At 42.5% G+C, this 21901-nt stretch carries 12 protein-coding genes and 1 tRNA gene; 6 read left to right on the plus strand and 7 right to left on the minus strand.

The window, feature by feature from the left end; all coding sequences use genetic code 11:
* Positions 1-61: 61 nt before the first annotated feature.
* Positions 62-1249, plus strand: a complete 1188-nt coding sequence (locus Q0L00_RS03025; RefSeq protein ID WP_297335388.1) for an MFS transporter — start codon at positions 62-64, stop codon at positions 1247-1249.
* A gap of 51 nt (positions 1250-1300) precedes the next feature.
* On the opposite strand, the gene asnS is transcribed toward Q0L00_RS03025, so the two are convergent.
* Entirely contained in the window at positions 1301-2752 is a 1452-nt protein-coding gene (asnS, locus tag Q0L00_RS03030; protein ID WP_297335389.1) for an asparagine--tRNA ligase, read from the minus strand.
* 172 nt (positions 2753-2924) lie between these two features.
* Here asnS and rpoN point away from each other — a divergent pair, with 172 nt between their 5' ends.
* Both rpoN and Q0L00_RS03040 read left to right on the plus strand, forming a co-directional pair.
* Complete coding sequence (gene rpoN, locus Q0L00_RS03035) at positions 2925-4379, plus strand: RNA polymerase factor sigma-54 (protein WP_297335390.1); 1455 nt, start codon at positions 2925-2927, stop codon at positions 4377-4379.
* A gap of 50 nt (positions 4380-4429) precedes the next feature.
* Positions 4430-4999, plus strand: a complete 570-nt coding sequence (locus Q0L00_RS03040; protein ID WP_297335391.1) for a PA-phosphatase — start codon at positions 4430-4432, stop codon at positions 4997-4999.
* A 104-nt stretch (positions 5000-5103) separates the two neighbouring features.
* Here the strand turns inward: Q0L00_RS03040 and Q0L00_RS03045 are convergent, their stop codons facing one another.
* The gene (locus tag Q0L00_RS03045) at positions 5104-5850 is read right to left on the minus strand and encodes a porin family protein (protein WP_297335392.1); all 747 of its coding nucleotides are present in this window, start codon (positions 5848-5850) and stop codon (positions 5104-5106) included.
* A gap of 180 nt (positions 5851-6030) precedes the next feature.
* Here Q0L00_RS03045 and Q0L00_RS03050 point away from each other — a divergent pair.
* Both Q0L00_RS03050 and Q0L00_RS03055 read left to right on the plus strand, forming a co-directional pair.
* Positions 6031-6104 (plus strand) — tRNA-Arg (locus Q0L00_RS03050).
* 284 nt (positions 6105-6388) lie between these two features.
* Entirely contained in the window at positions 6389-6652 is a 264-nt protein-coding gene (locus Q0L00_RS03055; protein WP_297335393.1) for a hypothetical protein, read from the plus strand.
* 42 nt (positions 6653-6694) lie between these two features.
* On the opposite strand, the gene Q0L00_RS03060 is transcribed toward Q0L00_RS03055, so the two are convergent.
* From Q0L00_RS03060 to Q0L00_RS03080, 5 genes are all read right to left on the minus strand, one after another.
* On the minus strand, positions 6695-7924 hold the full coding sequence (locus tag Q0L00_RS03060) for an MFS transporter (RefSeq protein ID WP_297335394.1): 1230 nt from the start codon (positions 7922-7924) through the stop codon (positions 6695-6697).
* Positions 7925-8034: 110 nt separating this feature from the next.
* Positions 8035-10776: a hypothetical protein gene (locus tag Q0L00_RS03065; RefSeq protein ID WP_297335395.1), complete on the minus strand. Its 2742-nt coding sequence runs from the start codon at positions 10774-10776 to the stop codon at positions 8035-8037.
* Between the two features lie 95 nt (positions 10777-10871).
* Positions 10872-14372: a hypothetical protein gene (locus Q0L00_RS03070; RefSeq protein ID WP_297335396.1), complete on the minus strand. Its 3501-nt coding sequence runs from the start codon at positions 14370-14372 to the stop codon at positions 10872-10874.
* Positions 14373-14486: 114 nt separating this feature from the next.
* Positions 14487-15239 carry a peroxide stress protein YaaA gene (gene yaaA / locus Q0L00_RS03075; protein WP_297335397.1) on the minus strand — a complete coding sequence of 251 codons (753 nt, stop codon included), beginning with the start codon at positions 15237-15239 and terminating at the stop codon, positions 14487-14489.
* A complete protein-coding gene (locus tag Q0L00_RS03080; RefSeq protein ID WP_297335398.1) occupies positions 15239-20767 on the minus strand; it encodes a gliding motility-associated C-terminal domain-containing protein in 5529 nt (1842 codons plus the stop codon). The genes yaaA and Q0L00_RS03080 overlap by 1 nt, the downstream gene beginning before the upstream one ends.
* Before the next feature lie 104 nt (positions 20768-20871).
* Between Q0L00_RS03080 and Q0L00_RS03085 the strand changes: the two genes are divergently transcribed.
* Positions 20872-21897 carry a type IX secretion system membrane protein PorP/SprF gene (locus Q0L00_RS03085; RefSeq protein WP_297335496.1) on the plus strand — a complete coding sequence of 342 codons (1026 nt, stop codon included), beginning with the start codon at positions 20872-20874 and terminating at the stop codon, positions 21895-21897.
* Positions 21898-21901 lie beyond the last annotated feature (4 nt).

Consider the following 21901-nt stretch of genomic DNA (forward strand, 5'->3'; position numbering starts at 1 on the left):
AAAAGAGTACCTGAAGTAAACTATCCCATTTGAATCGGGGTTTTGAGCTAAACCATTTTTAATGAATCGGGAAAAACTACTCCTTTGGACCCTTGCGGCCATTAATTTTATTCATATCGTTGATTTCATGATCTTGATGCCATTAGGGCCTCAATTGATGCGGGTATTTGAAATTTCACCCAGAGAATTTGGCTTATTGGTGTCTTCCTATACATTTAGTGCAGGGATTTCCAGCTTTTTTGGAGCCTTTTTTTTAGATCGATTTGACCGAAAGAAAATCTTACTTTGGGTTTATGTAGGTTTTTCGGTAGCTACTTTAGGCTGTGCGCTTTCACCCAATTACCCGATTTTATTGATCGCCAGAGTAATTTCAGGGCTTTTTGGAGGATTGACCTCAGCCTTAATTTTAGCCATAATCGGAGATGTCATTCCCAATGAACGGAGAGGGCGTGCGATGGGTTTGGTGATGGCAGCCTTTTCTGTGGCATCGGTCTTAGGTGTACCCATGGGGTTGTTTTTGGCTAGTTTGTCTGATTGGCACATGCCTTTTTATATTTTGACTGGTCTATCCATTCTAAGTTTGGGAATGATTTTTCAATTTATTCCCTCTATTACTGAACATCTGGGTAAAGAAATTCAACGGCCCCACCCGTTGGTAGTAGTTCGCCGGGTAACCAGTAATCCTAATCAGATGCGGGCCATCACCTTGTCGGTAATGATGATGTTTGGACAGTTTATGATCATTCCGTTTCTGAGTCCTTACACGGTGGCTAACGTGGGCTTTACTGAGATGCAACTTACCTATATCTACATGGCGGGTGGAGCCTTTACTATATTCACCTCTCCTTGGGTTGGGAAATTATCGGATAAGTATGGGAAGCTGAAGATTTTCACGATTTTCATGTCTTTGAATGTAATTCCCATCGCCATTATTACCCATCTTGGAGTCACTCCGATATTTTTTGTTTTGGTGATATCTACCCTCTTTTTTGTAACATCCAATGGACGATATGTGCCAGCCGCAGCAATTATCACAGGCACGGCCAAACCGGAAAATAGAGGCAGTTTCTTAAGTTTTAACTCTGCTGTGCAGCAATTGGCCACCGGAGTTGCGTCTTTGATCGCGGGAATCATCATTGGTGAAACTGCCACAGGTGAACTGACCAATTACAATGTAGTGGGGTATATAGCCATTGTTTTTAGCTTATTATGCATCCCTTTGGCCAGGAGAGTGAAAATAATCAGCTAAAAAAAATCCCAACATTTTTGTTGGGATTTTTAGGCTCACGTTAATTTGATATTAAAATTCTGCATTTCCAGGAGTTCGCGGGAAGGCAATCACGTCTCTGATATTTCCCATGCCAGTGACAAATTGCACCATTCGCTCAAAGCCCAAGCCAAAGCCTGAATGAGGGGTAGAGCCAAATCTTCGGGTATCTAAAAACCACCACATCTCATCTGTTGGGATTCCGAGCTCTTCCATTCTCGATACCAATAAGTCCATTCGTTCTTCTCGTTGGGAGCCGCCCACGATTTCTCCGATACCTGGAAAAAGAATGTCCATTGCTGCTACTGTTTTTCCATCTTCATTTTGTCTCATGTAGAAGGATTTGATCTCCTTGGGATAATCAGTCAAGATCACAGGTTTTTTGAAGTGCTTCTCGACCAAAAATCTTTCGTGCTCGGATTGCAGATCTGCTCCCCATGCTTCGATTAAAAACTGAAATTTTTTCTTCTGATTGGGTTTTGATCTTTTTAAAATTTCAATGGCCTCGGTATAAGTGATTCTGACAAATTCATTTTCTGCCACAAATTTCAATTTGTCCATCAGTCCCATTTCAGACCGCTGATCAGCCGGTTTGGATTTTTCTTCATCCAAGAGTCTATTTTCCAAAAACTGAAGATCTTCTTTACAGTTTTTGAGTGCATAGTTGATCAAGTATTTAAGAAAATCCTCAGCTAAATCCGCATTGTCTTCGGCATCATAAAAAGCCATTTCAGGCTCGATCATCCAAAATTCGGCCAAGTGACGGGTAGTGTTGGAGTTTTCTGCCCGGAAGGTAGGACCGAAGGTGTAAATCTCTGAAAGTGCAAGCGCGGCCAGTTCCCCCTCCAGCTGCCCAGAAACGGTAAGATTTGCTTCTCTTTCGAAGAAGTCCTGCTTGAAATCTACCGATCCCTCTTCTGTCCGAGGAGGGTTTGCGATATCCAAGGTGGTCACTTTAAACGTTTCCCCTGCTCCTTCTGCATCCGAGGCGGTAATGATGGGCGTATGGATGTAAAAGAAGCCCTTATCATTGAAATATTGGTGGACTGCGAAGGCCAAAGCATGGCGAACTCGGAAGACAGCCCCAAAGGTATTGGTACGCATTCGAAGGTGTGCGATTTCACGCAGAAATTCCAGGGAATGCTTCTTAGGCTGGAGGGGGTATTTTTCGGGGTCTGCCTCTCCAAGCACTTCAATACTTTTGGCATGGAGTTCAGATGCTTGGCCTGCTCCTTGAGATTCAACTACCGTACCGGTGATTTTAAGGCAGGCGCCAGTAGTACATTTTTTCAAAATATCCTCAGCAATCAAATTGGGATCAGCAACCACTTGATAATTAGTGATGATAGAGCCATCATTGAGTGCAATGAACGATACGTTTTTGTTGGAACGCTTGGTACGTACCCAACCCATCAGGGTGATTTCACTGCCTATTGGATGTTGATCCAGGATGGTCTTGATTTTGATCCGTTTGTTGAACGCCATAATAATTTTAGATTTTAAAAAGACGGGAAGCCGAATTTTTATTGGTTTGCAAAAAAACGATTAAATCAGCTTTTTATCAAAAAATTGCTTGTTTTTCCTAACTTTGGCATTGGGGCTTTTTCGCTGAAAAAGTCCTTTTTTGAACCCAAAAAGCAGGTTTTAATCGATTCAGATGCAAAAGCTAAATCTTAGCCAGTCACTTTCACAAAAACTTTCTCCGCAACAGATTCAATTTATCAAGCTGTTGCAGGTCCCTACGGCCGAATTGGATACTCGGATCGAGGAAGAATTGGAGATCAATCCTGCATTGGAAGAGGGGAAAGAAGAGAAAGAAGATACTACACAGGATGAGTATGAGGATACCTATGAGGAGGAGATGGGGTCTGACGATCGAGACTTAAACCTCGACGATTACCTCGATGATGAGTACGGGGGGTATAAAATGCAGGGAGATGGAAATTACAACTCCGATGAGGAGGATCGAGAAATTCCGATTTCATCCCAGTCCTCTCTTCATGAATTGCTCATTCAACAATTAAACTACTTAAAGTTGGACGATCGGCAGCGAATGATCGGTCAGCAATTAATAGGAAGCATCGAAAATGATGGGTATATCCGCCGCGATTTGGAGGCGATTATCAATGATTTGGCTTTCAGCCAAAATATTGAGTCCGATATCGATGAGGTCGAGGAAATATTGCGTAAAATCCAAACCTTTGATCCAGCTGGAATTGCCTCTCGAAACCTTCAGGAATGCTTAGTTTTGCAATTGGAACGAAGAGAGCATCCGGAAGACCCTACCGTGCAGCATGCCCTTCGGATCATTCATGATTGTTTTGAAGAATTTACCAAAAAACATTATTCTAAGATTCAGCGTAAATGCGATCTTAGTGAGGAAGAGATCAAGGATGCGGTGAATCTGATCACTAGACTTAACCCAAAGCCTGGGGGAGTTTCTGATGGATTGGTAAGGACTCAATATGTGATTCCTGATTTCATTTTGACCAATAATTCAGGGAAATTAGAGATCAGTTTAAATTCAAAAAATGCTCCCGAACTCCGTATTTCCCGATCCTATGCGGATATGTTTGACGCTTATGACAAATCGGATAAAAAAGATAAAAAACTGAAAGAGACGGTTTCTTTTGTGAAACAAAAATTGGATGCGGCCAAGTGGTTTATTGATGCGATTAAGCAACGACAAAATACGCTTTTGAAGACCATGGAAGCGATATTGCATTATCAAAAAGAGTTTTTTATCGATGGAGATGAAACCAACCTTCGTCCGATGATTCTTAAGGATATCGCAGAGAAAATCGAAATGGATATTTCGACAGTTTCTCGAGTGGCCAATAGTAAATCAATTCAAACTGAGTTCGGGGTTTACCCGCTGAAATATTTCTTTTCCGAGGGAATTGCAACCGATAGTGGGGAAGATGTTAGTAATCGAGAGGTAAAATCAGTTCTACAAGCAATGGTCGATGCTGAAGACAAAAAGAAGCCGCTATCAGACGATAAGCTGGTTAAAATGCTAAATAAAAAGGGGTACAATATAGCCCGGAGAACTGTAGCCAAATACCGAGAACAACTGCAGATCCCCGTGGCAAGATTAAGAAAAGAATTGTAGTGGGGAGAATTTTAGCTCTGATTATCACGGTAGTTTTTCAGCCTTTAATCATGCCAACCTTGGTCTTTGGTTTGATTTTGTATGGAGTACCTGAAGCCAGTAGCGTTCCTGGGGAATTCAAACCTCGGATTTTTTATCTCATCGTGTTATCCACTTTAGTCATCCCCATGATTACGATTATCGGTCTGCGATTGAGTGGGACGGTAAAAAGTTTGCACATGGTTGAGTTAAAAGATCGATTGATCCCATTTTCAGTCACCTCACTTTATTTTTTGATGACGGTTTATTTCATGAGTCAAATTGGAGAATTGGATCCAATTATGTGGCAATCCCTGGCAGTCATAGCAGGTGTGGTGGTTGTGTTGACCATAGTTACGTTATTTTGGAAAATGTCTGCCCATATGACAGGGATAGGAGGGGTTTTGGCTTTGGTGGTCGTTTTGGGGATGAAATTTCCTAATTTTCCAGCTTTGTACCCTTTGTTATTAGCTATTGTTTTGGCGGGTATGGTTGGTACAGCTCGATTAGCTCTTGACGCTCACCGCCCGTTGGAGATTTATGTAGGATTAGCCTACGGTTTTATTTCTTGTTTTGCCCTGTATTTTTGGCTTTGGTCCTAATGGGGTTTGCTCAGATAGTTAAATTATCGCTGGGTAAAATATCTTGAAGAAAAAAAAACGAACCCTTTTGAGGTTCGTTTTTCATTGGCTGTTTTCTTGGCTGTTTAGAATAAATTTACCGCGATACCAAAGCTAACCTGCTGGGCTTCGGTGTTGAATGGTCCTAGGTTTTCTTGAAACATCTTATTTAATCCGATGTAGCTCCATACATAAAATCCGGGGGTTCCTGCTTTGAGGCTGAGTCCGTAACGGATTTTTTCAAGCCCATAATTTTGTGAGTCTTTAACTTTGCGTTCTAGACCATCTGCGTCGGTATATTGGATTTTGCTGTGTGCATTATAGAGAACTCCTACTTTAGCTCCGATGCTTGCGCGAAAGCCCTTAGCGTAGTTATCCTTGTTTACGTGGTAAGTAATGTCAAGCGGAATGTCGAAATAATTAATTGCAAAATTATTTTTGTCCACTTGGATATCATCTCCTAAAACCTCGGTCAATTCAAGGTATTCACTGGACTCGGGTCCTTTAGTCGGGTCATTGAACAAATTTTGCTCATTTTGAAAAGCAAATTTATTGGAGCTTATACCAAAGCCTGGATCGAACGTGATTCCTGAAGACTCTCCAAAAATGGAAATCGGATATTGGTAGTAAATATTGAAAGATCGTGAACCAAAAAAGTTGGTAGAAATATCTGCAGGCCTGTTGTTGAGGAGGTTGAAGCCTACTTCTATTTTCAAGTCAGCGGGAATATTGGGTCTTCCACCGATGGGAACTTTAGGGGTTTTAATTTCATCCTGAGCAAAGGCAAATTGAACAAGGCTAAAAGCGAGCAGGAAACCGAATATTTTTTTCATTAAATCGAGGCTTAATTAAATTCTATTGCGGGCAAAAATAGAAAATCTCGTAGGATTAAACCTGCTTTTCCTCTTAATAATTCTTAAGTCTCATATTCAGCAGGATAGGGGCGTACTAAAAAAACACAGAAAAAGATATTTGGAGAAAAATGAATTTTGGGTACCTTTGCAATCTCAAATGGCTTCGTAGCTCAACTGAATAGAGCACCTGATTACGGCTCAGGAGGTTTCAGGTTTGAATCCTGACGAGGTCACATAGCTCAACTGTTTGGTTGAGCTTTTTTTATTTTTAGGGGTTAAAAAGTTGGATTAAGGTCTGAATATCTGTTTTCGCGGAAAAGGGCCGGAAAAACTTAACTGTCTTGGAAGGATTCTAATTCTTTTCTTGTATCCCTTTCGAGGATAAATAAAAAGAAAGGTTCAGCTTTAAGCTCTCGCTTACTCAGGTCAGGATTTCAAAAAGTTAGTAGTATCAACTAAACGTAGGCCTTTTTTTTTGTGGACTTTGTGCGTACTTTTCTAATCTTAACGAAGTGAAATGAAGGTAATTCGATTTTCAGTCCTATTAATTTTGCTTACCATGAGCTCCTGCGAAAGTTGGCTTCAGGATATCGGATTGAAAGACATTCAGCGATTTGATGGGCCGTGCAGTATTGTTTTGTCTGATGGATCACTGGTTGAGACTCCCTACAGTATTGAAGTAACTATTCGAACCGAAGCCATTACCTATCGAGATGAAGAAGGGAAACTTTGGTCTCTTTTTAGAGAAGATTATGAAAGCTTTTCCTGTGGAGGGAATTAAAAAAAAAGCTGCCAGATTATCTGACAGCTTATTTGATTTTGTTTAGTGTGCGGAGACTATTTTTGTGGACTTGATATTTTTCTGCCAAATAAAGAAGATGATAAACAGCACAATTAATATGGCTGGGAAAGTCGTCAGTTTAAGCAACGTTTCCTGACCTGTTGCTAACTCAAGAGCTGCTCCTTCCAATCCTTCGGCTAGATTGCTGGCTCGGGCCGAATCAATCCATCCTCCAATGATCGGCTGCCAAATTGCTGTAGAAAACATGCCTACTCCTCCAATTATTGACATTCCCAGAGCACCACTCAATGGAACTCTTTGGGCAACCGCTCCAACCATGACAGGCCAGAAATAAGCTACTCCTAAGGCGAAAATGATTGCTGCAGCGTAAGCCATAGGGCCCGTAACTACTGAGAATAAATAGACACCCACAGTTGCAAAAATTGCTCCTCCCAGCAGTACACCGGTCTGACCTAGTTTGGCTACTACAGGTCCTGCGAAAAATCTAGCAACGGCCATAACACCGGTAGTAAGGGCTAAGATTAGCATTCCACTCGCTCCGGAATTCCCTAAAACTACATTAGCCCATTGTTGTGTACCAAACTCTGTGATGGCTGTGATCGACATACAGATGAATAGGAAGATGAAAACTGGACTTAGCATTGCCTTGAAGTTACTGGAAAGCGAGGTTACCCCCTCTACAGAAGGTTTAGGAAAAACTTTTCCAAAGAAAATAACGGCATAAGCGATGGTCGGAATCATCATGATCCAGATTTGGGCTTGCCATCCAAACCCGGCGTCTGTCATAAATTTGGAAATCAATGAACCTAAAACGATTCCACCTGGAAACCACATATGGAAACGATTAAGCATTTTATTCATTTTCACCCCAGTATACATATCGGCTATCATTGGGTTACAGGCTGCTTCTGTACAACCATTACCAAATCCGATAAATAAGGTTGAAATCAATAGTGTGGTATATCCATCAGCGAAAACTGTCATTAATATCCCGATTGTGTGTGTAACAAAGGCGATATTCATGATGATTTTTGGCCCTACTGAATGATAGAAAATCCCTCCCAAAATCATTGAGATAGGAAATCCTAAGAACCACATCGAGTTAATAAAACCCAGTTGTGAGGCAGAAAGTCCGAAATCTTCACCCAATTGGGGGAGAATTCCTGCACGAATCGCAAAGGTAAAAGCAGTGGTAATGAGGGCTAAACAACTCGCATTGAATAGCGCTGTTCGATTGATAGCTTGCGTCATAGAATAGGTTATTTTGGATTAAGAGTTTTTAAAGCTGTGATTGAAACAGCTGAAAATAGGAAAAATATTGGATACAGACTTTTCCGATAATAAAAAAAGTTGAAATCAGGCTATTCAATAACGATTAATGAACCGGTTAGCTTTTCCTCAAATCCATAAATGGGGTTTCGTAAAACTAAAACGACAACATAGGTCCCTAAGGGAACGGATTCACCATTTTGCATCCTTCCATCCCAGTTTAATATTGGTGAATTTGGGGTGATCTCCGCGGTCTTTCCTTCGTGAATCAAGGCTCCTTGACGGTTGAGTATGAAAAGTTGGGCTTCGGACACCCCCTCTGAAACGATCACTTGAAAATCGCGATTTGGATCTCCTAGAATCATTGCATTGGGAAAAATTACTTGGAAATCACAAGCGTCAAAGGTGGTAAATGTATCAGAAAATGAACATCCGTCCTCAGTGGTGACCAAGAGTTGGTAGTTTCCTACTTGAGTGGGTTTGTACCGAGAGGAAGTAGATACCAGCTCCTCTTCATAATACCACTCATAGGTCGCATATTCTCCCGGGTCAATTCCTGAGAGGTTGTTTTCTTTAGAGCAAATTGCATATTGCTCATCTAGTTGAGGTGGACTGAGAAGTGTACTTCGTTCCACTTCGATGAGGCTTCTGCCTATTTCACAACCTAACTCATTAAAAGCAACTACTTCATATGTGCCAGGCAAATTAACCTCGATTTCGAAAAGACCGTTTAATTCTACCAGATCCTGGCGATTATCTAAGGAATCAAAGTAAATCCACTCGGTGGTTTGAACTTTTTCTTCCTCAGTTTCTAACTTAACCCTGGTGACATCGGGGGCAGGGCAAATTTTTGAAGCGATCAGTTCCATCGAAACAGGGATGATCGGGGCCTCAACCTCAAAGATCACCGGATCAACCGGGCAAAACCCACTTTCGAGAGGCTGAACAAGAAGTGAATAATTGCCTAGGGAACTTGGGTAAAATTCTTTTGCTCTACCGACAATTTCTCCTTGATCATTGTACCATCGAATACTGGCATCTTCATAGTCAATCCCTTGGAGATTGATTTCATATTTGATCGGGTCAAAGCATTTCTCAATGGCCAATATCGGTTCAAAGGATATTGCCGAAGAAAGCGTAGCGGTAAATGTGGTGGTTTTGGGACAAAGTCCTGCATCTGATCCTGTTCCCTGTCCAAATAGAGTATAGGTTCCAGCCTCTGTCAGAGTGAAAGGTTGACCTGCATTGCGTGTTTCTTCAGTTCCGTCAGGATATGACAAAGTAAACTGAAGAGTTTGTTCTGTATTTGGTTCAAGTTCAAAAGATTCACAGACGTTAAGATTTTCCGGAATGGTAAAGTTAACTTGGGGCGACTCATCTACCGTGAACGTTTCTACTGGATAAGAGCAGCCCTCGATGAGCACTAAAAGTAGGTAGGAACCACTCGGTAATTCCAATTCCATCCTTCCATCAGAAGGGATAGGTCCCGATGCCACCTCTCCCTTTTCAGATGCCATCAAGCGGTAACTACCCTCTGAAATGGTTGTCCCAAAATCAATTTCAGCTAAACCTAAGATGGTTCCGTTGGACCCACAGGATTCAGAAGACACTTGAATGGAGGGGCGGTTTTGATCGGGTGGATTCGAGGTTACAGGTGGGTCTTTAGCGTCTAACTTCACCAAAGTAGTCGTTTGGCATGTGGCCTGGGATAAGACGATAGAGTAAATGTTTGGGTCTAAATCAGTAAAATTAAATGATTGCCCAACTGTAACCGGTCCTTGTGTAAAGTTCAATTCAGGAATCGAGAACTCCTCCAGGTTAGAGTTAATGGTTACCTGAAAAGCTCCATTCGAAGCCAAACAATCATCGGGCTCTTCAAGAATCACCACATTGACTTGTGGAGCTTCTAAAAGTTCAAATTCGATGGTCCGCTCTGATATGCAGTCTGGAAATTCTTCAGTGGTAGTTTGAAAGGTTACAAAATATCGACCAGGTCCTGCTAGTTCCTCAGAACGAAGGGTTAGTTCAAAACCTTGATCTTGTAAACTTGGAGTTCCATCAAGGCCTTTCTGGATCAACCAATCGCCTGAAAGGGGAGTGTCCAGTCCGATTTGAATTGATCCACCCTCACAGATAGAAGTGGCTGATGGGATGATTTTAAAGTCAACTGGCGGTCCTACAAATGTCGATGCATTTATTTCACATCCTGAGGTTCCGGTGTTGGAAGCAAGAGAAATCTTCACCAAATGAAAACCAGCCGAGGAGGTGAGAAATTCATTCCCAGTCCCCAATAAATTCCCCTCTACATCGCTCCATTCGATTGTATAATCGGATAAATTTGAGGTGCTGGGTTCCAAAGCTCTGAGTAGGGTGGCTGCTCCTGCACAGAGTAAATAATCCGGCTTTAAATCTAATTCTGGACCATTTTGAATAGTGACAACTTTTGAGTCTTGAAAATAATTAGAATTTGTGCCTCTTCTCACTTGGAGACTGACCGTATAATTCCCTGGGGCAGAAAAAACGACATCTACAGATTCCAATTGATCCCCAGCAGTATCCTCAAATAATACATTTCCACTAGGATCAGTTACCTTCCAGGTGTATACATCTCCCGGATTGCCCCCTGCGCTATAACTGCCGACCACTTGGCCAAAAATAATGCATAAATTATCAGGACCTACAAGTTGTGGTTCGGCAATTATCGAGTTGGGGAGCTGAAAGGTTGCTACTTTACCCTCATATTTTTCTTTCGAAAGGCTGATCGTAAGGAGGCAAAAACTATACATCAGGAAAATCCCAATCTTCCAAAATGAAAATTGAGCTTTGGCGGACAAATCGGTGAATGGTTTGGGTTAGGATTTTAGGTATTAGGGTATATCACGATTTGTCAAAAAACATTCCAAAATTCCGAAAACGATGACTGTTCCGTTTATTCGACGACCAATATCGATCCGAGGTATTCCCCACGTATATTTTTCTCTATATTTCTGAAATTAATTCGAACTGAATACGATCCATTGGGGATTTTTTCCCCATCAAAATAACCATCCCATTCACAGGTCGATTCCTCAGAAATGAGATTGGAGTTTTCACAATAAAAAATTAATTGACCCCATTGATTAAAGACAAATACTTCAAGTTCATCAATTAAATAATTGGTATAGACCAAAAATTCCCGATCAGGATCACCGGGAAGAATGGCAGTAGGAACCGCCACTCTCAGCTCGCATTCTTCTTCGGTTGAAAATTCAGTTTGATAGGCGCAGCCTTCAAGACTGTAAACCGTTAAGGTGTAATTTCCTGCTCGAATTGGCTTGAAGGTAGGACTTGTTGAGACAAGCTCTTCTCCCAAATACCATTCATAACTGGCAAAACTTCCCGGGTTGATCGTCGGTCCGATTTCGTATTCCTCACAGACTTGATAGCTTTCCTGTACCTCAGGTCTCACCGTATCCTGGCTTCGTAGAATCAGCGCTTGATCAGAACCAAGAAGGCAAGGAATCGCATTAAAAACACGGACCTCATAGGTTCCTTCTTCAAAAGCTAAAATTTCTGTAAAACCTCTATTGCTTACTAATTCTGTCTGGTTTCCATTCAAGTCGGTAAACCACCACTCAATTTCACTAATTTCGGATTGGTCCGCCATTAGGGTAAGAACCGTGGATGCTTCATCCGGGCAAAGGGGCTCGGTGATGAGCTCGACTGCTACACTTAAGATAGGTTCTTCAACTGTGAAATTAATGGGCTGGGTGGATTGGCATAAGGTGGAACCTCGGGGCTGTACTTCCAGTGAAAAGTCACCATAGGTAGTGAAATCCAGAAATTCTTCATCTCCGATTTGATTTCCGTTGGCATCATACCAAAAATAGTTTACTTCATCTGGTTGATAATTAGTGACCTGAGCTTGGTATGTTTTTAAACCATTACAGTCTTCTGATAACATAACCGGTTCAAAATCAGCTGGACTGGTAAGTGTGACGATAAGTTGTTTTTGTTCAGGGCAAATCGTCGAATTGGGATAAGTATCAAAAGCCAAAAAGGTATAAGTTCCTTCTTGGTCTAGCGTAAAAGGATCGCCTGTTGATCCTGATTGGATGTTCCCTGTTGGATCAGTCACTGTAAAGTCAAGAGATTCGCTGGTTTGAGGAGTCAATTCAAAGCGTTCACATACGGTTAATTCGCTTGGGATATCAAACAAAACCTTGTTAGGAATCAAATCCAGTTGGATGGTTTCCCTTCCCAACTCACATTCTTCCAAGCTGATTCCAGGAATAAAACGGAAAAGAGAAGCCTCATAAGTTCCTGCAATACGTGTTTGAAATTCTTTTAAATCATCAAATTCCGGCAATTCTTCAATCGTTCCATCTTCATTAAATCTTCTCCACTCTATATCGGTTACCGCATCCGGAAAAGTAGATTCCAATCTGACTATTGCCTCCGGTCCAAATTCACAAAGTTTGGTTTGAGTGAGGGTCACATCCACACTCAATACCGGTTCTTCAATCAAGAAACTTTTTGGAAGAATCGGGCAGGCTTGTGCATTAGCCGGCTGAACATCAAGCTTAAACTCGCCGGTGGAAGTGGGGAAAAGAAATTGGCCATTGCCCACCACTTCATCATTTTCATTATACCAAGTGAAAATGGCCGTACTCGGATCAACTCCGAAAATATCGGCTTCAAATACCCGATTTCCAAAACAGTCTTCTTGGATTAATTTGGGTTCAAAATCGATAGGATCAACCAGGTTGACCTTGATTTCCCTGATAAAAGGGCACAATACGTCCTGTCCGGGTATTCGTCCTACTATGGTGTAGGTTCCTGTTTTATCGAGTAAGCCTGGATCTCCAGCTTCAAAAATTGTTTCAACTCCATCTGGATCAGTAAGTAAAAATTCTAAAGCTTGATTTGTTGTCGGGAATAATTCAAAGCTTTGACAAACATTAATAGTAGCTGGGACCGAGAAACTCACTTGGTTGAGACCTGGGATTTCGATTTCTTCACTTTTTGGAAGCGAACAGTCGTTATCATCAAAAATTTCGAAGAAATACACGCCCCCGGGTAATTCTATGAAAATGGTATCATTCAACGCTGTGGTGTCTCTGGAAATAACAGGAACTCCACGTTCATTTAAAACTTGAAAACCTGCTGTAGTTGGTCCATTGGGAAGAACTATGGTGAAACTACCCGGTAATTTGCCAGTTTCAGTACAAGTTTCAGGTAAAATTTCTGATAGTTCAAATTCTAATTCCGGGATTGGGTTATCCAAAGGAACGACCGAACCAATCGAAAAAGTGCAGGATCCAAGTGCTGTGCTAAGCGAATAAGCTCCGGATTTTAATCCGGGAAAATCTACGATTTGTCCGGCATTGAACGGGCCTAAACTAATTCCTAACGAATCTATAGAAATCCGATCTACATCAGTTAAGGCTCTGATCCGTAAAGTTCCATCCTCCACAGCGCAATCACTGGCTCCAAATGCTTCGAAAAATTCAATTCTCGGTTCTGGGTTATAAGTGAATTCTGCAGTGACCTCTGGGATACAACTCGGGTTGTTGGCATTGGGGATCTGAAAGATCATGGTATAATCACCAGTTTCGGAAAGATCCCTGCTGGGGAAAAGCGAAAAATTTGAACCTGTTCCCAAAAAGTCACGAGTAGTTTCTCCTACCTTTTGTACATACCAATTCCCCACAAGATTGGGATTAGATTCAAATTCAATAAATTGGGTGGTGCAAACCTCGGATTGAGCTGGGCTTATACTGAATGAATTAAGATCTAAGACAGAGGTCGAGAGCTCTGTAACACATTCATTTTCTCCTTGTGAATTCACAAAATAAAATTCGACACGATACCTTCCAGGTTGATTTACGTTGATTTCATTACCTGTTCCTAGGACATCCCCGGATTCATTTTTCCACTCAAACACATAATCCCCAAAATTTAAAGTCCCTGGATCCAAAGCAGAAATCGTTAAATCCGCACCATTACAGACTAGGTAGGATTCTTCAAGTGCCAATGTAGGCCCGGGCAAGACTTCAATCGATTTGGTCTCATTTGCGATTTCTACATTTCCCCGAAGAATTCTTAAACTGATTTGATGCGTTCCTATCTTGGAAAAAGTTTCCGAAATAGTTTCAAATCCTCCCGTTCGGGAAAATAAGATATTCCCATCTGGTTCGGTAATTTCCCATTGGAAGACGTCTCCTTCCTCTCCCAAACCAGTATAGGTTCCGATCACACTCCCAAATACGGCGCATAATCGCTCCGGGCCATCAATAATTGAATTATTAAAAGGTTGATTGGATGAAAAAATGAATGATGTTTTGGCTGAAATTCCAAAAAATAGCAAGGAGGTACAGAGTAAAATTAGTACTCCTAAACCTCCTCGCAAAAGGATTGTATTTTTCTTACAACTTACTCGTTTCTCCACCTGAAAAAAACTTGAAAATCAGGCCTCTAAGCTACGATAAAAAGCGCTCCCTAAAAAGCATGAATAGGATTGAGTACTATTTTAATGCATTTTTAGGCTTAGCAAAGTGGTTTTTTACCGTACAAACACCCATTCTGATTCGGAACTGAGTTGTTCCGCAAATTCATAGCCAGTTTCATTAAATAATTTTAGTTTTTCTGGACTCGTGATTTTGTTTTTAATGGCGTAGTTAGCCATCATTCCTCGAGCCTGCTTGGCAAAGAATCCTACAATTTGATACTTTCCGCTTTTATATTCTTTGAATTGAATCGTTAGTATCGGCGCTTTAAGAGCTTTTTGATCTACGGCTTTAAAATATTCTTGAGAAGCAAGATTCACAACCGTTTGGTTTTGGGCAACTTTATCTATGGCTTTTGCAATTTTTTGTCCCCAATACTCGTAAAGATTCTTTCCTTTTTTGGTCTCCAATCGGGTGCCCATTTCAAGTCGATAAGGTTGGATTAAATCCAGAGGTTTTAATAATCCATACAAACCAGAGAGTATTCGTAGATGCTTTTGAGCAAACTCAAAATCTTCCTCCGTAAAGGTGTCCACATCAATTTTGGTATAGACATCCCCTTTAAAAGCTAATAAGGCTTGTTTTGAATTTTCAGGAGTAAAATCTTTTTGGAAAGTCTTGTACCGCTCTTCATTGAGTTGAGCTAGATTTTCGCTTACATGCATTAAATCGGCGATCTCTTGGGCAGATTTTTTCTTCATTACCGAGATCAATGACTTGATATCAGAGGTAAATTCGGGTTGGCTATGTTCTTGAAAATCAGGTGTACTGTAATCTAAAGTTTTAGCTGGTGATAATAAAATAAGCATTACTGAATAATAGTTATTGCAGAGGTGATTTGTTCGGTTTTGTTTTGATCTCTACTGGTAAACTTCACCACGACGGCATATGTTCCGTTGGGGACAAAATTTCCATTATACTGTCCATCCCAGGGGCAAAATGGCTGAGCAGGTTCCAGGTTTTCATGATCGCAATGAAAGATTAACTCACCCCATCGATTGAAAATAAACACTTCCGCTTCATCGATGTATTCATTGGCGTAGAGAATAAAATTTCGATTGGGGTCATTTAAAACTACTCCGGTTGGGAAGCTTACCTTTAAGTTACAATCTTCAAACACTTCAAAAGTCTCTACGTATTCACAGCCAATATTATCCGATACCCGAAGTTGGTAAAGACCCGGCTCTGTAGGAGTGAAAATGGCATCTTGTGATACTTCTTGGCCATTGAGTAGCCAAGAATAATTGTCATATTCTCCCGGATCAATACTTTGGGTTACCCCTTCAATGGCACAAATCGTAAAATCATCGGGCACAATTGGAGGAATGATGGTCGATTGGATTACGGTGGTATTTGCTCTTCCGATATCACATCCCGCTTGGCTTCGCAAAACCACTTCATAGGTGCCCTCATCTTCCACTTGAACAATGGGTAAACCATCCCATTCAAAAATCCGTGTTCTCGTGCCAGCTTGGACCCGGTACCACTCGATTCCAACAACGGTATTCAACTCCGCGTCCACCGTTAGTGTAGTGGACTCTAAATCTCCGCAGAAGGGCACTAAATCCAAACTCACTTCAACCTCCTCGGTCAAGGTAATTGCAGAAAATGGAATCTCAGGACTCGTACATAACCCTCCCGTATTTCGCTGAACTTCTAGGGTATAATCCCCTTCGGTAGGTGGAGTAAAGGATTGTCTCCTGCCAACTATTACACCCAAATTGTCTCTCCAAAGGAAGGTGACTTCATCTGGGGTCGCATTGGTAAGAATGGCTTCATAGCGAATGCCTTCTTGGCAATCTACAATTGGATTGGAGACCTGGTAGTCCAACGGACCCGTAATAGTCAAGGTGAAGGTTCGCTCCCTAGGACAATCCAACCCGTCAGGATCAATTGCCATCATCGAATATTCTCCGCTTTGGGTCAAGGTATATTCCCATCTCGAAGCATCTACAGGATTGATGATACTGCCGTTTTCGAAAGTCAATTCGAAAATCAAATCACCGTCTTCAAATGTCGGTGAAAAGGTAAAACTTTCGCATGCTTCAAGTTGAAGGGGCACAGAAAACTGAACAGGCTGAATATCTCCCACTGCATAGGTGTCGGGATCAGGAATTGGACATCCTGAAGCAATTACTTCCACTGTGTAGCTTCCATCGGGAACTGGAACTTGAAGGGTCGTTTGACCACTGAAGCCCACAGTGTATCCCTGTCCGTCCCCTTGACTTAGAATTTCTACCGTACCTGAAACCGGAATCCCAGCTGTAAAATCAAGCTGAAGAGCACCTGAGGCAACTCCATTCGCATCGCAAGTTTCGTCGATTGCGGTGACGGTAAACTCAAAGTCGGAGGGAGGATTGAGGTTTTCTACTGATCCAGTCGAGGTAAAGGTACATCCAGCCGAATTACTGGCTTGGATCGTGTAATTTCCCGGTAGCAAGCCCGTAACTGGGATTAATTGGCCTGCGGTCACATTGGTGAAGGTGACTCCTGTTTCCACAATTAATACCTCATCGGCATCGGCCTGCATTTCTATTTCAAAACTTCCATCAGCTGTGGCACAATCCGTAGCTGGGCTGGTAGAACTAGTGCTCAGCGAAGGCAGTTCATTTACCCGCAATTCCATTCTTTTTTCAATCGTACAACCTGCTAAAATGGGATCTTCAGCCAAGAAATAGATGTCATAATCTCCAGGGCCGGGAAGGTTATTCACCCAAAGTTCCAATTCGAAAAACTCACCCAAACTTACTCGGTTTCCATCTTGGTTTCGCTCATATTCCCACTGTCCACTCAAGGGAGTGTCGGGTGCGAAAGTGACCAAAGTTTCTTCAAAACAAACTTCCTGTGCATCTTGATTGATGTCAAATTCGAATGCCGGACCAACAAAAACTTCCGCTTCAGCGGGGCAAATTTCAAAAAGTAACGCTTCTTCCGCTGTTAACCCTTCAGGCAAGCGGTAAGAAACTGAAACACGGTAGATGCTTTCTTCATCTACGGTAATGGAATTTGAATTTTCATCTCCCAAAACCTGTCCCGCGGCATTGGTCCACTGAAAATCATACAGTCCTTCGGCTGGATCATATCCTTCGATGGCCGTCAAAGTAACCGGCTCCTCTGCGCATAAGGTTACATCCGATTCCAAGGTTAAAGTCGGAGGAGCGACCACTTCGATTTGGATGTCTTCATCAAAATAATCCGCTGTGGCACATCGGGTCACATTGAGATTGACGGTGTAAATTCCCGGCTCATCAAAGATTTGGTCCAGATTTTGGAATTGATCTCCGGGTCCTCCGAAATTATCTAGGATTAGGGTCCCATCATCGCGTGTAATGGTCCAAAAATAACTGTCAATATCTGGTTCGCCTCCTCCTTCAATGGTGGCTGTAGCCCCATCCTCTGGATCTAAACATAGTCGTTCTGGAGCAACTAAAGAGGGTTCTGGAATCGAGGATCCACTATTTTGTGCGAAAGAAGGTAAACCCAAATTAGTTGTGCCCGGCATAGGTTCTACCGAATCCTGATTAAATGTGCTCGAGGAATTACAGCCCGATCCGACAGCAATTTGACCGATTTGATTGGAACCGACTACTGCGGCATAGACATTTCCGTCGGGCCCAATTTGCAAGGCCCCCAAATCCAACGAACCGGTCCCGCTGATTGCGTTTCGGGTCGAGAGAATACAGCTTTCTCGTTGATCAGCAGTATCCGCATTGTCAAAACAGGCTGGACAACTTGTCGCATCCGGATCGTCGTTCTCTACCGGTTTGATCGTAAATTCTTCTATTCCAGGGCCTCCATTTCGATAGGAGACAAAAATCTTTTCTCCACTATCGGAAAATTCTAAACCATACACATCCCCATCACACCCCAAATCCAATAAAGCATACTCAGTGAATTCTCCGGTATCTGCGTCAAAATCAAAAATTTCGAGACGATTGCACCCTCCTTCGGAAATGGTTACGGCCAATTGATCTCCTTCTGGGCTAAATTTCATAGATCCAACCCCGGAGTTAAATCCGTGATTGCTTCCTACAGAGCTTAATACGGGCTGGCCAATGCCTTCCTGAGAAACGGGGTAGGCCCGAAAGGTATTGTTTCCCAATTCATGAAAAACAACCCACGTGGTATCACCATTTGCAAAGGCAGCAGATTGCTCTGTCGAAGGGCTAAAGAGGAAATTGTCCTTTGAAACTACATTGCCAACACCTGTAGGGTTTTCAGATTTAATATCTACTAACGAGTACTTGACCTCGTTATTTCCATCAGCGGAGGTCTGCGTGGTAAACAAATAAAATAAGGTTTGCTCATTGGGTACTCCAATCGCAATGACTGATTGACTCGCCTCATTGCTTCCTCCTATATCCTCCCCATTTGCCATGAGTTGACCATTCAGGTCCCAAACTGATTCCCCGTCGGTAAAAAACAAAACTTCACCTCCGGCATCCGTTATGGTTGTCGTTCCAGCCGGAATATTTTGAGGATGCGGATTTTCAATAGGCCTGGGGGTGGGGGCATTGGGGTCATCAGGGTCTGGATTGAAGTTTAGCCCCGCTCCATCTCCAAAATACCAGATCCCATTACTTTGGTCCTGAAGGTCCCATACTTTGACGTTGATTTCGGCATAGGCATAACAGCTGGACCCCGGCTCTCTGACCAGTGCCCAATAGGTGCCCGGTAGGCAAACTTCATTTTCTTGGCGACTGGTCCAACCCTCTTCTTTATAATTAGACCAAAAATATTCGTAATTATCTCCGCCCCCAGTTGGAGGAGCTTCTCCGTCTTGTTGACCAGCAGTGTTTTGTGCTTCAAGTAAGGCTCCGATATCCACACATTGACCTTCACAGATGGTCGTGTCTTGCGGTGTAAAATTGGCCTCCAAATTATTCTCTGTCAGCGTAATCGAATTAGTAGCCGTACGGGTGCTTCCATCGGCAAATTCCACGGTGAGAGTCACAGTGATGTTTTGGCCGGTAGCCGCATCAGCGGGAACCAAAAAATGCTCTTGTGTGTAATCGGCTGGAACAGGATTTCCATCTGAATCGGTCAGCGGTGGGCTGAATTCCCAATTAAATGAAACCGGACGGTAATTTTCTGGGGTAATTTCGCTAGTGAGCTGAATGGGATTGTTGGCGCAAGGTTCTTCAGGTTGCCAAGTGAACTCCACGCTGGCCGAAATATCCGCATTAGGCCCAAAAGTCGGAAATACCGTACCGCAAAAGTCAGTTCCCATAAAGGGATCTTCGTCCACATTAATCAAAGTCAAATCCTCCTCTTCAGGATTAGTTACCCGACCGATAAGTTGCGGTCCTCCGTTCGTTTCCTCGTAGATATAATAGAGCTGTCCATCCGGACCAAATTTCAAGTCATAAATAGAGGACGGTTGTGGATCCAAGGAGATTTCCTCTGGTGTGGACCCCAAATCATTACTTGGAACCCGAAAGAGCTGATTTCCTTTTGAAAAATAAATGAAATTGCCATCAGGAGAAAAACTCGCCCCTTGGATAGGCTCCGATCCACCGGATTGACTGATTGCCTCGGCTGAGCCAAAGTTCCCAGATGCCGCATCAAAGTCCAATACCAAAATATCCTCATTTGGATTTTCTGGAATAAGGATCAATTTCTCTAAGTCAGGATCAAAAAGAATTGCTTTTGGGGTGAATGTGATCGTTTCTGTGTCGGTCTGTGTAAAATCGCCCGCTGTGGTTTCCAGTCTTCTGGAAATTAATTGGCCCCCGTCAAAGTTGATTAAGTAGGATGGAGAAGATGGAGTTTTGACGACCAAAATAGCTCCCTGTGCATTTCCTATGGTTTGATCTTGTTCGGTGATTTCACCTAGCGGAGGCTCGTTGCCAGTAGCCTGACCGGGTGCATTCATATCAATTTGGGTGTAAAGCAGCTGTCCTCCAGGAGAGACATAGAACAAATAAAACAGCTTTTCACCTTCCGGTTCATATTCTAAAAACCCGGTGGCAACTTGCTGCCGGCTGTCCATCGGGCCATTGAGGTTTCCTACTTGCCCTTGGATGACGTTTCCATTGTAGTCGTAAACTAAGGAACCGTTGGAATAGAATAGGGGCTGTCCGGAGATGGGATCAATGGCAACAGTGTTACTTTGAGCGTCCAAAATAATTCCATCGGGTAGAGTTTGAACCGTAGCAGTAGTTCCTTTTCCAAAAGAAAGATAATTGTTATCGCCCCCAGATTCGCAGTATCCAAAAATCCACTCGTTGTCATTGAAGCCTTGGGGGTATACAGAAATTGCAGTTCCAACCCATAAAAATGAGCTTAAAACTGTGAAAAAAAGGCGTATAAGTATGGAATGCAATTTGCTTTTCATATTTTTCCAACTGCTATCTAAAACATGCTGGAGGCAAAAACGTTTTAGATGCTGATTGATTATTCAAATAAACGAACAAATCCTTGTTACGGTCTTCGCTATTAATTGTTTTTTTTCTGATTTTGGGCTTTTTGCCTTTCTCAAGTCTGCAGGCGCAGGACCCGCAATATAGCCAATATTATGCCGCCCCTTTGTACCTCAATCCCGCAATGGCTGGAGGAGAGTTGACTGGGCGAGTGGGATTTAATTACCGAAATCAATGGCCGAGTATCGATGCCCAGTTTACGACATTCTCGGCGTTTTACGACACTTACCTTCCGGAATACAATGCTGGAGTAGGATTTCATGTGATGCAGGATACCGAAGGAGCTGCCAAATTACGATCTACCACGATTTCGGGAATGTTCTCTTATGAATTGAAACTTGGGGATAACTCCTATTTCCGACCGGGTTTCCAAGCGAGTTACATTCGAAGAGAAATTGGTTTTTACGAAAATCTGATTTTTGCCAATCAGATTAATGAATCAGATCCATTTGGTCCAACCCTTCCCGGAACCGATATTCCTGGACTTGGTGATCCGATAGGGATGCTATCGCTTTCTTTTGGAGGCCTCTTTTTTACAGAGAATCTTTGGATCGGTCTTTCAGCCCATCATGTCAATGAACCCAATCAATCATTTATTGATGGAATAAGTCCACTTCCCGCCAAATATTCTGTACATGCAGGTTATCGGATTCCACTCGGGGAAGGGGCTTTGAGAGGAGATTTTACCCACATCCGTAAGCAGCGTTATTTCACGCCTACCATCAATTACAAGCGACAGGGGCCTTTTGAACAATTGGATGTAGGAGGATACTTTTATGTGGAACCTTTGGTATTGGGATTGTGGTATCGAGGACTTCCTTACAAGCCGGTGAATAACCAAAGCAACCGGGATGCTGTTGTAATGATGGTAGGTGTAAATCTGATAAGTGGCTTGAATGTGGGGTACAGTTTTGACTATACGGTCTCTCAATTGGGGATTCAGTCCGGAGGCGCCCATGAATTAAGCCTCTCCTGGACACTTCCCAATAGCTATCAAGGTAAGCCACTCCGAAGAGACACCATCCTACCTTGTCCAAAATTTTAATCTA

The organism is Algoriphagus sp. (assembly GCF_024305035.1).
Taxonomy (GTDB): domain Bacteria; phylum Bacteroidota; class Bacteroidia; order Cytophagales; family Cyclobacteriaceae; genus Algoriphagus.

Coding starts and splice junctions, on each gene's coding strand:
- rpoN (WP_297335390.1), top strand. CDS start 2,925: ATGCAAAAGCTAAATCTTAGCCAGTCACTTTCACAAAAACTTTCTCCG.
- asnS (WP_297335389.1), bottom strand. CDS start 2,752: ATGGCGTTCAACAAACGGATCAAAATCAAGACCATCCTGGATCAACAT.
- Q0L00_RS03040 (WP_297335391.1), top strand. CDS start 4,430: ATGCCAACCTTGGTCTTTGGTTTGATTTTGTATGGAGTACCTGAAGCC.
- Q0L00_RS03055 (WP_297335393.1), top strand. CDS start 6,389: ATGAAGGTAATTCGATTTTCAGTCCTATTAATTTTGCTTACCATGAGC.
- Q0L00_RS03080 (WP_297335398.1), bottom strand. CDS start 20,767: ATGAAAAGCAAATTGCATTCCATACTTATACGCCTTTTTTTCACAGTT.
- Q0L00_RS03045 (WP_297335392.1), bottom strand. CDS start 5,850: ATGAAAAAAATATTCGGTTTCCTGCTCGCTTTTAGCCTTGTTCAATTT.
- yaaA (WP_297335397.1), bottom strand. CDS start 15,239: ATGCTTATTTTATTATCACCAGCTAAAACTTTAGATTACAGTACACCT.
- Q0L00_RS03025 (WP_297335388.1), top strand. CDS start 62: ATGAATCGGGAAAAACTACTCCTTTGGACCCTTGCGGCCATTAATTTT.
- Q0L00_RS03060 (WP_297335394.1), bottom strand. CDS start 7,924: ATGACGCAAGCTATCAATCGAACAGCGCTATTCAATGCGAGTTGTTTA.